This is a genomic window from Rubripirellula amarantea, assembly GCF_007859865.1.
Lineage (GTDB): Bacteria > Planctomycetota > Planctomycetia > Pirellulales > Pirellulaceae > Rubripirellula > Rubripirellula amarantea.
Genome location: NZ_SJPI01000001.1, coordinates 3,415,287 through 3,429,595 on the forward strand (window position 1 = coordinate 3,415,287; position 14,309 = coordinate 3,429,595).

The 14,309-nt window shown below is 52.8% G+C and carries 8 protein-coding genes; 5 read left to right on the forward strand and 3 right to left on the reverse strand.

What is annotated here, in order from left to right; genetic code table 11:
* Window positions 1-242 precede the first annotated feature (242 nt).
* The 3 genes from Pla22_RS12490 to Pla22_RS12500 are packed head-to-tail and all read left to right on the forward strand — an operon-like array spanning window position 243 to window position 6,082.
* A complete protein-coding gene (locus tag Pla22_RS12490; RefSeq protein WP_242631970.1) occupies window positions 243-3,266 on the forward strand; it encodes a PSD1 and planctomycete cytochrome C domain-containing protein in 3,024 nt (1,007 codons plus the stop codon).
* 59 nt (window positions 3,267-3,325) lie between these two features.
* Window positions 3,326-4,699 (forward strand): DUF1501 domain-containing protein, encoded by a 1,374-nt coding sequence (locus Pla22_RS12495; RefSeq protein WP_146514907.1) that lies wholly within the window; start codon window positions 3,326-3,328, stop codon window positions 4,697-4,699.
* A gap of 45 nt (window positions 4,700-4,744) precedes the next feature.
* Complete coding sequence (locus Pla22_RS12500) at window positions 4,745-6,082, forward strand: enolase C-terminal domain-like protein (RefSeq protein WP_146514908.1); 1,338 nt, start codon at window positions 4,745-4,747, stop codon at window positions 6,080-6,082.
* Between the two features lie 129 nt (window positions 6,083-6,211).
* Here Pla22_RS12500 and Pla22_RS12505 read toward each other — a convergent pair whose 3' ends face one another.
* Both Pla22_RS12505 and Pla22_RS12510 read right to left on the reverse strand, forming a co-directional pair.
* Window positions 6,212-7,699, reverse strand: coding sequence for a DUF1501 domain-containing protein (locus Pla22_RS12505; protein WP_146514909.1), 1,488 nt, complete (start codon window positions 7,697-7,699; stop codon window positions 6,212-6,214).
* Between the two features lie 97 nt (window positions 7,700-7,796).
* Window positions 7,797-10,394, reverse strand: a complete 2,598-nt coding sequence (locus Pla22_RS12510) for a PSD1 and planctomycete cytochrome C domain-containing protein (protein WP_146514910.1) — start codon at window positions 10,392-10,394, stop codon at window positions 7,797-7,799.
* Between the two features lie 263 nt (window positions 10,395-10,657).
* Here Pla22_RS12510 and Pla22_RS12515 point away from each other — a divergent pair, with 263 nt between their 5' ends.
* Together Pla22_RS12515 and Pla22_RS12520 are read left to right on the forward strand one after the other, a co-directional pair.
* A complete protein-coding gene (locus Pla22_RS12515) occupies window positions 10,658-11,179 on the forward strand; it encodes a sigma-70 family RNA polymerase sigma factor (RefSeq protein ID WP_146514911.1) in 522 nt (173 codons plus the stop codon).
* A 3-nt stretch (window positions 11,180-11,182) separates the two neighbouring features.
* Window positions 11,183-12,682 (forward strand): LamG-like jellyroll fold domain-containing protein, encoded by a 1,500-nt coding sequence (locus Pla22_RS12520; protein ID WP_146514912.1) that lies wholly within the window; start codon window positions 11,183-11,185, stop codon window positions 12,680-12,682.
* A gap of 158 nt (window positions 12,683-12,840) precedes the next feature.
* Here the strand turns inward: Pla22_RS12520 and Pla22_RS12525 are convergent, their stop codons facing one another.
* Window positions 12,841-14,268 (reverse strand): endo-1,4-beta-xylanase, encoded by a 1,428-nt coding sequence (locus tag Pla22_RS12525; protein WP_146514913.1) that lies wholly within the window; start codon window positions 14,266-14,268, stop codon window positions 12,841-12,843.
* Window positions 14,269-14,309 lie beyond the last annotated feature (41 nt).

Sequence of the window (14,309 nt, forward strand, 5' to 3'; positions counted from 1 at the left end):
TGCTCAGACGCCCCCTGTGCCAGGAATGGGGTGTTCTGCCGAACAATGCGGTTTTCGGGCGATTCTGCAAAACCAACGTTTCCGCTGCCTCACATCCGCATGATACAAATCATTATCATCGTAACGCATATTGTCCTCGACAAGCGGTTCTGTGCTTAACAACATTGATAATATGGGACTGCCGAGCCAAAGTCTTCCGTGCCGCAGTTCAACCGTTAGTTGTCACTTTCAACGGAGAAGTAGTGAGCCATTCTCGCACGTCCCGCTCTCGCATGGTCCATCCGGTCAACACCTTGTTCATAGGGTTTGTGATGGTTGCGACGGCAATCATTGGTCGAACCACCCACGCTGCGGAACTTAGTCCGACATCGGATGAACTAGAGTTCTTTGAAAAAGAAGTGCGGCCTGTTTTGGCGGAGCATTGCTATTCCTGTCACAGCGTCGACGCAAAGAAAGTTCAAGCAGGATTGTTGGTCGATAGTCGCGCTTCGCTTATCCGTGGTGGCGACTCTGGTGAGGCGCTAGTGCCGGGCGATGCCGACGCAAGTTTGTTGATCGAAGCAGTTCGCTATGACTCATACGAGATGCCACCCAAGGGAAAGCTGCCTGACCAGGACATCGAGGCGTTAGAACGTTGGGTCGAAATGGGGGCGCCATGGCCCGTTGAGGATGCACCGTCGGGCGAAGCGGCCTTGCCTGAATTTGATTTGCTGCAGCGGAAGTCTGATCATTGGGCATGGCAACCCATCAAATCATCGGCCGTTCCCAGCGTTGAAAATGAATCTTGGCCGCGCGATGACTTGGATCACTTTGTTCTTGCCAAGTTGGAACAAGCCAATCTGCAGCCTGCGGGGGATGTCGATCGAGCGGCGATCCTGCGACGTTTGTACTTTGACTTGATCGGATTGCCGCCGACACCCGAACAAACCGCTGCGTTTCTAAACGACACTGCTCCTGGATCGACAAAGCGATTGGTTGACGAATTGCTCGACTCGCCGCATTTCGGTGAACGTTGGGGTCGGCATTGGTTGGACCTGGTTCGATACGCAGAATCCAGAGGTCACGAGTTTGATAATGACGCACCCAATGCCTATCAATATCGTGATTACGTGATCCGAGGTTTGAATGCCGATGTGCCCTATGATCAATGGGTTCGTGAACACATCGCCGGTGACTTGCTGGCTCATCCGCGTTTGAATCCAGACAAGGGATTCAATGAGTCGATCTTGGGGACGGGCTTCTGGTTTCTCGGCGAGTGGGTGCATTCGCCAGTCGATATTCGCAAGGATGAATCCGATCGTTTTGACAATATGATCGATGTGATGTCCAAAACGTTCCTGGGAGTCACGGTCGCCTGCGCTCGTTGTCACGATCACAAGTTCGACGCGATCTCCACCGCCGATTACTACTCGTTGTCGGGCTTTTTGCAGAGCAGCGATTATTGCCAAGTTCGTTTTGAATCGCTTGAACACAATCAGGAAATCGCTGACGAGCTTGCGACGCTCGACCAATCGTATCAAAACGAAATCACAGCTTTGCTCGCGAAGTCAGGCGTCGAGGAACCAAGTGTTCCTTCGCTGGCCGATGAGGCCGCATCGTATGTGGTCGTGGATTTTGGATCGATCACTGCCAACGATTACCTGCAGCAGGGATTCGCCTTTGGGAAACGGGCTCGGTTGGCTGGCGAGCCTTATCTTGCCATGGACGTCGAGTCGCCAGCGCTGCGATTTTCGCAGCACTCGGCCGCCGTCAGTGATTGGTTTTGGGATGGGTTAGAATCTCTATCGCAAGAGAGTATTGCAGAGCGAAATCGACTTCAAACGCTCCCAAGTTCGGGGCGAACGCTGCGCACACCAACCTTTGAACTCACCCATGGCGACGTCTATTGTCGAGTTCGAGGCAAAGGGCACGTCGTCGCTTGCGTGGATTCCCATCGTTTGGTTGCCGGACCGCTGCACGGTGAAACGGTAAAACCAATCAAGGAAGGCGAACCTTGGGTGCACATGAAGCTCAAGCGTTACGTCGGACATCGTCTGCACCTGGAATTTGTCCCAGATCAGGACAGTCAACTGCAAGTGTCGTTGGTTACACAAGGGACGAACTCCGCGATCCGAGCCCAAATCGCCAAGCGTGAAGATGCGGTCGCTGAGATCATCAGGGGCTATGAAGAAGCAGCACGAAAAGCACTCGGCGATCAAGAGGCGATGCTTGTTCAATCCTGGGCTGACGCGAGAGCGAAATTGGGAACTCGTGTGAAGCGACGTTCGCATTTGGCGATGGCGATGATAGATGGTACTGGCGAAGACGACCGTATTTTGATTCGTGGGAATTCGTCAAAGCCAGGTGATGTTGAGCCTCGCCACTTTCTCACCGCGATCAATGGCAACCAACCGATGGCGATACCGACGGGCAGTGGTCGATTGGAATTGGCTGAACAGATCAATGATCCCAATAACCCTTTGACGTCGCGTGTCATCGTCAACCGGATTTGGCATCATTTGATGGGACGTGGAATTGTTCCTACCACCGATGACTTCGGTGTACTTGGCCAACGCCCTACGCATCCCGAGTTGTTGGACCATTTGGCCATTCGTTTTGTTGACGACGGTCGCAGCATTAAACGAATGATTAGGACGATCGCACTTTCGCGTTCTTATCAGATGTCCAGTCAAGCAGATCCCATCGCGGTTGAAGCAGACCCCAATAATTTGCTTTGGCACCACCGGCCTCCAAAGCGCTTGGAAGGTGAAGTGATTCGCGACGCGCTGTTGGCACTTTCGGGTCGGCTCGCTCGTCAGCCATTTGGACCGTCTGTTCCAATTCACCTCACAGACTTTATGGACGGCCGAGGCAAACCGAACGTCAGTGGGCCAATGGACGGTGATGGTCGCCGATCCATCTACGTTGCTGTTCGTCGTAATTTTCTTTCGCCATTCATGTTGGCGTTCGACACTCCGTCACCTTTTAGCACGATGGGGCGTCGCAATGTTTCCAACGTGCCAGCTCAATCGTTGATCTTAATGAACGATCCGTTTGTGGTGAAGCAAGCAAAGGGTTGGGCGGATCGGGCAATTGAGCAACGAGACAACGAGCTCGAGCGAATCCAATGGATGTATGAGTCCGCATTGGCTCGCAAGCCGACGGACCGGGAACTGCAATTCGCTCGTGCGTTCCTGGGGTCCGGCAATAGCGAATCAGAACAAGCAGCATGGCAAGATTTTGCTCATGCGATTATCAATACCAAGGAGTTCATCTTTTTACGATGACGCACTTCAATCCTTTTCCATGTCAGCGATACCAGTCTGCTCCGACGACACGACGCGACATGCTTCGTCGATGTGGCAGTGGGTTTGGTGCAGTGGCGCTTGCTGCCCTCGGTAGCGACCGAGCGTTTGCCGATGGTGGCCTTGCAGGACACGGCCCCCATCATCAAGTCCGAGCCAAGAATGTGATCTTCTTGTACATGGACGGTGGACCATCGCAGGTTGATACGTTCGATCCCAAGCCGTTGCTTGAAAAATTCAACGGAAAAGATCCTTCACAATTATTCGACGTTGAGCCGACTCAGTTCAACAACAACGGTACGGTGCTAGCGAGTCCGTGGAAGTTCAAGCAATACGGTGAATCGGGTATCCCCGTTAGCGATCTGTTTCCCCATGTCGCAACATGCGTCGACGAATTGGCTCTAATTCGCTCGATGGTTTCTGAGTTTCCTGAGCATACGTTCGCAAATTACTTTCTGCACACCGGTAGCGGACTGCAGGGGCGTCCCAGCATGGGTGCTTGGGCGAATTATGGGCTGGGCAGTGAATGCAAGGACTTGCCGGGGTTTGTCGTCATCAATGGTGGATTGATACCGCCCGGCGGACTCGATTGCTTTGGCAGCGGTTTTCTTCCCGCAAGCTACCAGGGTTCGGTTTTCAAGCCGTCAGGAACAGGTGTCGCCAACATCAGCCGCAACGAACCAACCGACGAGGATCAGCGGCGAAAGCTACAGTTGATCAACCAACTCGATGGCTTGGCTACCGAACAATTTGGTAATCACGATAGCCTTGAATCGGCGATTCGGAACTACGAGTTGGCCTATGCGATGCAGATGGCTGTCCCTGAGGTGATGTCGTTGACCGACGAACCCAAACACTTGAAAAAGATGTATGGAATGGAGTCGAAGTACGGACCCACTCGAACTTACGCGGCCCAATGCCTGATCGCGAGACGAATGATCGAAAAAGGCGTTAGGTTCATTGAACTGACTTGCCCGGCGGTCGGCGGCGATCGCTGGGATCAACATGGTGGGCTCAAACAGGGCCACGAGAACAATGCTCGCGCCGTAGATCAACCCATTGCAGCGCTTCTGAAGGATCTTAGGCAAAGAGGTTTGCTTGACGAAACTTTGGTGGTATGGGCGGGTGAATTCGGGCGAACGCCGTTCGCTCAAGGTGCCGATGGCCGCGATCACAATCAGTTCGGTTTTACTGTTTGGATGGCCGGTGGCGGAGTAAAGCCGGGCTCGATCTACGGCGCGACCGACGAATGGGGCTACAAAGCGATTGAAAATCGAGTTGAGATCCACGACTTGCATGCCACGATGTTGCACTTGATGGGAGTTGACCATACACGCAGCACGTTTCGCTTTGGTGGTCGCGATATGCGGTTGACGGATGTAAAAGGGCATGTGGTAAACGATATTATTGCCTAGACTTATCGCATCTCCGATTGTCCCACCCAGAACGTCGCATCCTTCATGACCGCTCAAAAGATCACGATCACTTCCGCCGAGGTGATTGACCTACGTGTTCCGACTTCGGATGCGATGCTCGGTTCAGATCCCTTTCACAAAATGCCGGACTACTCATCTGCTGTTTTGCATTTGGAAACCGACGGCGGGTTGCGAGGGGTATCCGTTGTGTTCACAGTCGGTGCGGGAACCGATTGGATTTGCCACGGTATCAATGACCTTTGTCAATTAATCATTGGCACCACGCTCGAAGATTTTGCAACAGCACCGGTCCACTTGTATCGTCGCTTGATTGACCATCACCAACTGCGCTGGTTGCACGACGGCGTGTTCCGGATGGCTGCGGGTGCGGTCATTAATGCGATGTGGGATTTATGGGCAAAGTCACTCGACAAGCCTCTTTGGAAGTTGCTGGTTGACCTTGAGCCCGAGTTTGTTGCCGACTGCATTGATTGGCGAAATATCAGCGATGCGTTGACGCGAGACGAAGCGATCGCGATGTTGCAAGATCGTCGTGCAAACGTAGGCAAGCGTGAGCTCGAAATGTCAGAACTCGGGCCCAAAGCGTACTGCACTGCCGGTTGGCTGGGTTTGACGAACGACCAAATCCTAGCAACCATTCGCAAACTTCAAGATCAAGGTTTTGATTCGTTCAAGTTAAAAGTCGGCCAGGATTCACAGCGAGATGTTGAACGCATCCAGTTTATGCGAGATGCGATTGGACCTGATTGCAATCTGATGGTTGACGCCAATCAGTACTGGGGGGTTGAGGAAGCGAAGCGTCACGTCGAGGCTTATCGTTCCTTCGGATTGAAATGGGTTGAAGAGCCCATCGCTCGTGATGACGTTCTTGGGTACATCGAACTGGCATCGACGTTCGCTGATGCCGACTTCGGTTTCGCTTGTGGCGAGCACGCTGCATCGCCGGTGATTTTCAAGCAATTGCTTAAGAGTGGTGCGATCAAGTACTGCCAAATTGATGCGGTCCGGGTGGCCGGAGTGAACGACGTAATGGCGATCATCTTGATGGCCGCGAAGTACGGCGTACCCGTTTGCCCGCATGGTGGCGGAATCGCTCTCTGCAACATGATCCAGCATTATGGGATGTGGGACCAGATCGCGGTCGCGGGGCATTCCGATACGCAATTGGTCGAGTACATTGACTTCTTGCAGGAAGCGGTCGAGAGTCCGGTAGCGACCAAAGCCGGTTGTTACGTCACGCCATCGGCGCCCGGTTGGGGGCTAGAATTTCTATCTGCGTTCGTCGGCAAGCATCGTTTCCCCGACGGTGAGATTTGGAATACGCGAGCCGGTTCGCGAAAGGGTGCTGCCTTCGAGGCTTGATTGGTCTTGAGTGGCACCACTTTTAAATGCCAGTGGTACAAGGCAATTCTTGATGTTGTCCGTATCAGTCGCGCCGCTAGCGATCGCGATTGAATGATCAGCTACGTTCGTTGTCAGCTACGTCTGTTGTCAGCTAAGGATGTCTTTCACGACGTGACCATGCACGTCCGTCAGTCGGAAATAGCGGCCTTGAAAGCGATACGTCAATTTCTCGTGGTCGATACCCATCAAGTGCAACATCGTGGCGTGCAAGTCGTGAACATGAACCGGGTTCTCGGTGATGTTGTAGCACATCTCGTCGGTCGCTCCGTAGGTCATGCCCGGCTTAATGCCGGCACCTGCCATCCATAGTGAGAAACATCGCGGGTGGTGATCGCGACCGTAAGTTTCTGCGGTCAACTCACCTTGGCAATACGAAGTTCGACCAAACTCCCCGCCCCAAACGACCAATGTGTCTTCAAGCAAGCCGCGTTGTTTCAAGTCGTTCACTAGTGCAGCGGTCGCTTGGTCAACATCGCGACATTGGCCGGGTAGTTGCTTCGGTAAGGTGACGTGCTGGTCCCATCCCATGTGAAACAACTGAATAAAACGCACATCTCGCTCGGCGAGTCGTCGAGCCAGTAAGCAGTTGTAAGCATAGGAGCCTCGTTGCATGACGTCTGGCCCATAGGCATCGAGTACATGCTGCGGCTCATCCGAAAAATCAATCAGTTCAGGCACTGAGGTTTGCATTCGGTAGGCCAGCTCGTATTGCTGAATCCGCGTATTGATTTCCGGGTCACCGAATTCATCGAGATTTTCCTGATTCAGTTTTGCCAAGTCATCGAGCATTCGTCGTCGAGCTGACGAATCAATTCCGTCGGGGTTCCCCAAATACAGAACCGGATCACCGACGCTCATCAACTTCACGCCCGCGTGCGTCGACGGCAGAAAACCGCTGCCCCAAAGGCGATCGTATAGCGGTTGGCAATTGGGGCGCCCGGTACCTCGGGACACCATCGCGATGAAGGTCGGTAAGTTCTCGTTGGCACTTCCCAAGCCATAGTGCAGCCAGGAACCAATGCTTGGTCGACCCGGCAATTGGTGGCCGGTTTGAAAGAACGTGATCGCGGGATCGTGGTTGATTGCCTCGGTATGCATCGAACGAATCAGGCAGATGTCATCGGCAAGCGAGGAAATTTTGGGCAACAGTTCGCTACCGAGCTCCATTCCGCATTCACCATGACGTTCGAACTTATACCGAGACCCGGCCAAGGGAAACGACGATTGTCCCGCCGTCATGCCGGTGACCCGCTGATTCATTTCAACAAACTTGCTTAACTCCTCGCCCTCGTGTTTCTGCAGTTCGGGTTTGTGATCAAACAATTCCTGTTGAGACGGTGCACCACTCTGAAACAGGTAGATCACTCGCTTGGCTTTAGGTGGAGTGTGATACTGGTCCAAAATTCCATTCGGACGAGCGTTCAGCGATGGTGTTGAAGAGGCGGGCTCGGCAAACGAGTCCTTTCCCATCATTGCCGCCAACGCGGCTGCGCCAATGCCAGTCGCCGAGCGAGAGAAGAAGTGCCGCCGTGTGTGGAGCATGCGATGTTCGTCGAGAAAGTTTGGTTGATCCATCTTTAAAGTCAGTTTTGGGTTGGCAATCAATTGGACGGATTGGATGGTGCGTTCATTCGTCCGCAATAAGAACTTTTTCTTCCGGGAATCAGCAACGTCATTCAATCGACATGAATTCGTCGGTGTTTAAAATCAAGTGAGCGACTGCTGTCATCGCAGCCAATTCAATTCGGTCAAGGGCGTCGTTCGATACTGATTGGCCTACTGCTAACAATTTTTCGGCATCGTCGGGTTTCGCCGCGTAGTGCTTTCGAAAATAGTTCAAGTTCTTGATGAGGACGTCGATGGTCTTGTCTGAACAAGGTTGTGAGACCGCTATGCGGTACATCTGTGTCACGTTGGCATCATCCTTTGCTGTGTCATTGTTTTCAGAATACGCAAGTGACAAAACGCGTTCAGCAAGCTTGCGTGCGCTCTCGATGAACGTTGGGTCGTTCATTAGCACGAGAGCTTGAAGCGGAGTGTTTGTACGATTGGCAGCGACACTACAAACCTCACGCCCTCCCGCGTCAAAAATGATTTGTCGGGGTGGGTTCACTGCTCGTTTCCAGTACGTGTACATGCTTTTGCGGTACAAGCCCTCTGGTCCGCTGGGTGTATAGGTTGTGCCAGCGTCGGCTGCCACTGTCTCCCAAAGTCCCTTGGGTTGATACGGTTTAACGGACGGTCCGCCCACCGTTTCGTCGAGAAGTCCGCTGGCTTGAAGCGCTAAATCACGAATCGTAAATCCGTCGGCGCGATAGCGAGGTCCGCGCGAGAGTAAGCGGTTCTTCGGATCGTTTGCGATTTGTTTAGGGTCTGCTTTTGACGATTGTCGATACGTTTGACTGGTCACGATCAAGCGGTGCATCGCCTTGATGTCCCAGCCCGACTCGACAAATTCGACTGCTAGCCAGTCGAGCAATTCGGGATGGGAAGGTCGCTCGCCCTGGATACCGAAGTCGTTTGCGGTGCTAACTAAACCGATGCCGAAGTGATCCTGCCAAATTCTATTCACGATCACTCGAGCCGTGATTGGGTTGTCCGGCGAGACCAGCCAACGTGCAAGTTCCAAGCGATTGGCAGGTTGCTTTGAATCTTGGTTAGCCAATAGCCAAGTGGGAACACCTCGTGATAGCGGCGTGTCCATCACGGGGGCATCGTATTGGCCGCGAGCGAGGAGGTACGCCGGAGTGGGTTCACCACTCTTTTCACGCATCACCATGATCGTCGCGGGTGCCGCACCGATTTGCTTGAGTTCTTGCTCAGCGTTACGAGCCACTCTTCGAGCATCCATGAGCGGTTCATCGAGACGTTCAAAATGTTCCCGCAGCACTTTTTTGTGTTGATAGGTTCGCTTTTCCGCCGTTACTTGTAGTGCCGATACCAAGTCCGCTTCGAGGCCAAGTGTTGGTGCGGCATCTTCATTCAAGCCGATCGCTTCGTTCACTTTGGTTTCAAGTGATTCGATCAGTCCTGACAACCGCTGATTGAAGTCTTTCTCGGCGATCGTCAAGTTTCGATTCGCCTCCTTCATCGCCGCGCGAAGATTCTCCGGCACGTCGACTAACGGCGACGATGTCTTCAGGGTTGGGTTAGCGTTCACACCCTTACCGATTCCACTTTCGCCAATGTTGTTGAAGTAAGCGAACATCTGATAGAACTCACGCTGCGTTAGCGGGTCGTACTTGTGGTCGTGGCAGCGTGAACATCCAAACGTTAAGCCAAGCCAAACCGTCGATGTCGTTTCCACACGGTCGATGACGTTTTCAACAAAGAACTCTTTTGCCAATGCACCGGATTCATTGTTTTGACGGTGATTGCGGTTGAAGGCGGTCGCGATCTGCTGCGATTCGATGGCGTTGGGAAGCATATCGCCAGCGATTTGTTCGATCGTAAACTGATCGAACGGCATGTTTTCGCGAAACGCTTTTACCACCCAATCTCTCCACGGCCAATTCGTCCGTTCCTGATCGACCTGATAGCCATCGGTGTCGGCGTACCTTGCTGCGTCGAGCCAACGCAACGTTTGACGTTCGGCGTAGGCATCACTACTAAGCAGTTCATCGATTGCCTCGGCATAGGCTTCATCACTCGGGTCGGCCAAGTAAGCCTGGCTTAACTCTTGTGGCGGAAGCAATCCGGTCAGCGTTAGCGCCGCGCGGCGCAGCAGAGTGCTGGGGTCTGCGGAAGGAGACGGCGTCAAACCATGGCTTGCCAATTTTTCAGCAATGAAACAATCAATGGGATGGCTACCCCATTTCCCATTTACGTCCGGTGGATCGGTCTTGACCGGTTTCTCAAATGCCCAGTGTCCTTGGTAGGGAGCTCCCTGTTGAATCCAAAGATCGATGGTCGCCTTCTCTTCTTTCGACAAAGATCGATTACTATCCGGCGGCGGCATTAGTAGTTCTTCATCATCGCTGTGGATGCGTAGATGAATTTCGCTTTCGTCGACATTGCCAGGAACGACAGCAAAGTATCCTCCTAAATCCGCAAACAAGTTTTCTCGGCTGTCTGCGCGGAATGCGGAATCTTGGTTCTGAGCATCAGGGCCATGGCAATGGAAACAGCGATCCGACAAAATCGGCTGCACCTGGGTTCGAAAGTCGACAAGATTGTCATCAGGATGTTCGGCAAGCAGACTCGGCACAGTCAGCAAACCAATGACTCCGGTTGCAGCCAACGCATTGAAAAGAGAGCAGAATCGGAACAAGGAAAATCTTTCGCTTAAGGCAGGCGGAACAATTAGCAGAAATTGAAAGGGATTGTGGTGAATGGACCACCGCTAGGGTAATGCGACTGGAATCGCGAACGTTCTTAAACTCCAAAGCCAAAGCGAACCTGCCGTATAAACTGGCAATTTTTTCCATTCTTCGCGGCAGGTTGTCGTTCGGACGGGGGTTTGAAACTAGGATTTTCCAGCCAGCAAGATGCGAGTTTTCGTAAAACAGACTGGTTTGCCAGTGAAGAGAGACTGTGAATCACGAACGTTTTCTATCGCTGTTTATTCGTCACGAGCGGGAGCTTGCGGGTTTGGCGCGCGTGATGGTGCCGTCGTGGGACGCTGCTGATGACGTACTGCAGGAATCTAGCGTCGTGATGTGGCGGAAAATTGATCAACTGCAAGCTGATGAAGAATTTCTAAACTGGGCCAAGGTGATTGTCCGTTTCGAAGCTCTCAAGCACCGTCGCAAACTGAGCCGAGATCGGCTCGTGTTGAGTGACGAACTTGTGTCTTTGATCGCGAGCGAGGATATCGAACAGCCTTGCGAGCACGTTGCGGATCGTCGATCGGCTGTGCAAGAGTGTCTTAGCGAATTTTCATTCGAGCATCGACAACTGCTGCTATCGTCCTATCGCTACACCGGCGGTGCAGCGGAACTGGCGGAACAAACCGGTGTGAGTGCGAACAGTGTTTACAAGAAATTGGGCCGATTGCGTAGTAAGTTGCGCTCGTGCGTCGACCGGCGACTATCCCTGGGCATTAAATCGGTTTAGGTCATGAAACAAATTGAAAACCATCAAGGTCGATTTGACGAATTATTAGACCAATACTTGCTCGGTTGCCTTACTGCGCCTGACGAAGCGGAGTTTACCGAGCTGTTGGGGTTGCATCGTGAACTACGAGATCGTTTTCGTGAAGCGACCATGGTCGATGCCGAGTTGCGTTCTCTTTCCGGTGATTCAACGATCGCGGTTGCGAAACGAGGAACCAACCTACGTTGGCTTGTAATCCCTGCTCTCGCCGCTGCGGTGATGGTCATGGTCGCGGGGATGTGGTGGACGAGAATGCAGCCAAAGGTCTCGCCAACTAATGTGGTCGCGACGTTGGTTGTTTCGTTCGATGATCAGTTTGCCAACGAACAAATGCCAATTGAAGGCAATTTTGTTGCTGGCGACTACCATCTTATTGCGGGCGCAGTCACGATGCGATTCGAAAACGGTGTCGAAGTTTCTATGCAATCTCCTGCGAAGTATACGATTGTTGATGCCATGCATATGCGGCTGGATCTCGGACGCGCTCGCGCGATTGTTCCTGAATCGGGCCACGGGTTTGTGATTTCCACCGCGAACATGCAGGTCGAAGATCTTGGCACCGAGTTCGGTGTCGTCGTGGACGAAGCCGATCGCAGTGAGCTTCACGTGTTCGCGGGTGAAGTCCAGTTGCATCAAAAGGGACAGCCCGGCGAATTGCTAACCGAAGACATGGCCATTGCTTGGGACCAGGACGGTCGTCACGCACTGAGTCGAACAGCAAGCCAGGGATTTGCTACGCGCACTGACATTGGGTATCAGCAGTGGTTGCGTCATAGCAATGAACTTCGTCGAGATCCGGACGCTGTCTTGTACTTTGATTTTGAAGTTGAGCCAGATAATGACCGGGTGCTGAAGAACCGGGTAAGCAGTACAACGTCACCGACTAATGGTGTGATTCGTGGTTGCTATTGGGCCTCGGGACGGTGGCCCGATAAGGGTGCGTTGCTATTGGAGAATGCTGGCGACCGCGTTGAGCTTGATATTCCTGGTAGCTACGACGCCGTCACGATGATGGCTTGGATTCAGGTCAATCGTTTCGACAATGCTCTGCAAACGTTTTTCAATACGAACGATTGGCAGCCCGGCGAGCATCATTGGAATCTTATGCGCGATGGAGCTTTCCGCGTAGGCGTAAGCGAGGGGTACACGATTACATGCAACGAATCGCCGGTTCCGCTAGGCCGTTGGAGTCACCTCGCTGCGGTACTCGATCGCAAGCTCGGAATCGCCACTTACTTTTTGAACGGGAATCCTGTTGCCAGTGAAGAGTGGTCGGGAAGCGACCCCATTGTGTTTGGTCCTAGTACGATCGGAGCATTCGGCAGCACACTGGACGACGAAGCAGATGAGATTTACTACAACCGAGAATTGCGAGGACGAATCGACGAACTGTCGTTATTCAAACGTGCCATGACCGAGGACGAAATTCGAAGCTCGTTTACGATTGGAAGCATGTTCGAATAGCGTGCGAACGCAGGGTTGGGTCAGCAGTCGACGTTCACATTGCAGTCGCTTGGACTCGATGAATAGAACCGGCGGTCGTTTGATGTGACTTGGACGAGAGTGTTCAAGAAGCAGCGATAAAGCAGGCAAGTGGTTGTGGCAAACAAGGCATGCAAAGGTCATTTTTGGGATGCTGCCGTTGCGGCCATAGTGACGACTAATTCGAGTTCTCCGTCGCCAAGCGATCCGGTAACTTGTTGCGTTTGGCCACCATGTTCAACGGTGACAAGGTATTCACCCTTGAATCCTCGTGTCACAAAAATCCCATCGGAATTCGTTCCTCCCACTGCTTCGGTCCGCCACTCGCGCTGAACCAAGTCCAGATACGCTTGGCCGTTTGGTGTGATGTTGAAATCGTTGTCAAACAGTGCTCCTTCTGGGCTCGACATTTTACCTTCCCAAAAGCCCCAGAACGTTAACGAGTCGACGGATGGATGCGAAAAGGTTGCCATCAAGAAATCTCTTGTGTAGTCCGCCTTCAAATCCGCATCATCGCTTTGAATGTCGAACTCGGTGATTTGAATCGGAAGGCCAAATTCGCGCTGGTAGGAATCGAGCAAATTGATGACGTGAGGAATGCCAGTGACATCGCGACTCCCGTTCGGACGGAATTCAAGGTCTTTAAAATGAGATTGGAATCCGATTGCATGCACCGGAGCTCCAGCGGAAACAAGTTCCCTCAGAATCGTAAAGTTATCCATGCGTGGCTTTGTTGGATTGTCGCCGCCGGGTAAGATCGCGTAGTCGTTGATCACTAGCATCGCATCAGGCGCAGCCGTTTGAGCGGCATTAAGCCAGCGTTTTCGCAGGTCCGTTCGACTAGCAATAGCAGGTTGGCCCGGCGCGGTAAATCCGATCAGCTTGTCCTCGATGTCGAAGCTCGTTCGCGGTTCATTGATAACGTCCCATGCGGATACTTTTCCTTTCGTTGCTAGACCAATGTCATTGATTTGCGCGAACGTCGCGTCGTAGAGTTGTTGTCGTTCCGAGTCAGTTGGGTGGGGGATGTCGAGTAATGCGCGGACATCATCGGGAACGCTGTTGTATCTCGGCCAAATCATCGCATGACCACGAACATCAAATTCATTGTTGTTGAGCCAGTCCAAACCGTTTAGCGTGACGGTTTGTGAAAAATGGGGGCCAAATCCTCCTGCCCAAGCTCGCCATTTCATGTGGTTTTCAAACACTGCCGCATGAAACGCACGCTTGAGTGTCTTTTCGTATCGGGCGTCGTACGACTTCTCTGTCGGAAGGAAGAATCGGGGATCGACGGCGGTTCCGAAGTTGAATGCGTGACGCTGCAACTTTGCTGTGACTTTTGCGTTCCGGACCTTCGTTCCGTCTTCTTGCTGGACGGTGATCTTCAAGTCGGCCTTGCGATGTCGGTCAATGCGTTTCTGAGCTGCAACTCGCCAGTCGGCATCGGAACCGCGACCAACATAGTCGCTCTGAGCCGTCGCAGTTGACACCCCCGCAATCACAACGCAGGCAATTAGCACGCATGCAATGCATGTGGTGGAGAAAGCATCAAGAAGTGAGCGATTCATCGTAGTACCGTAAGGGGTCAAGAAGCAGTGGGGCAACAAGT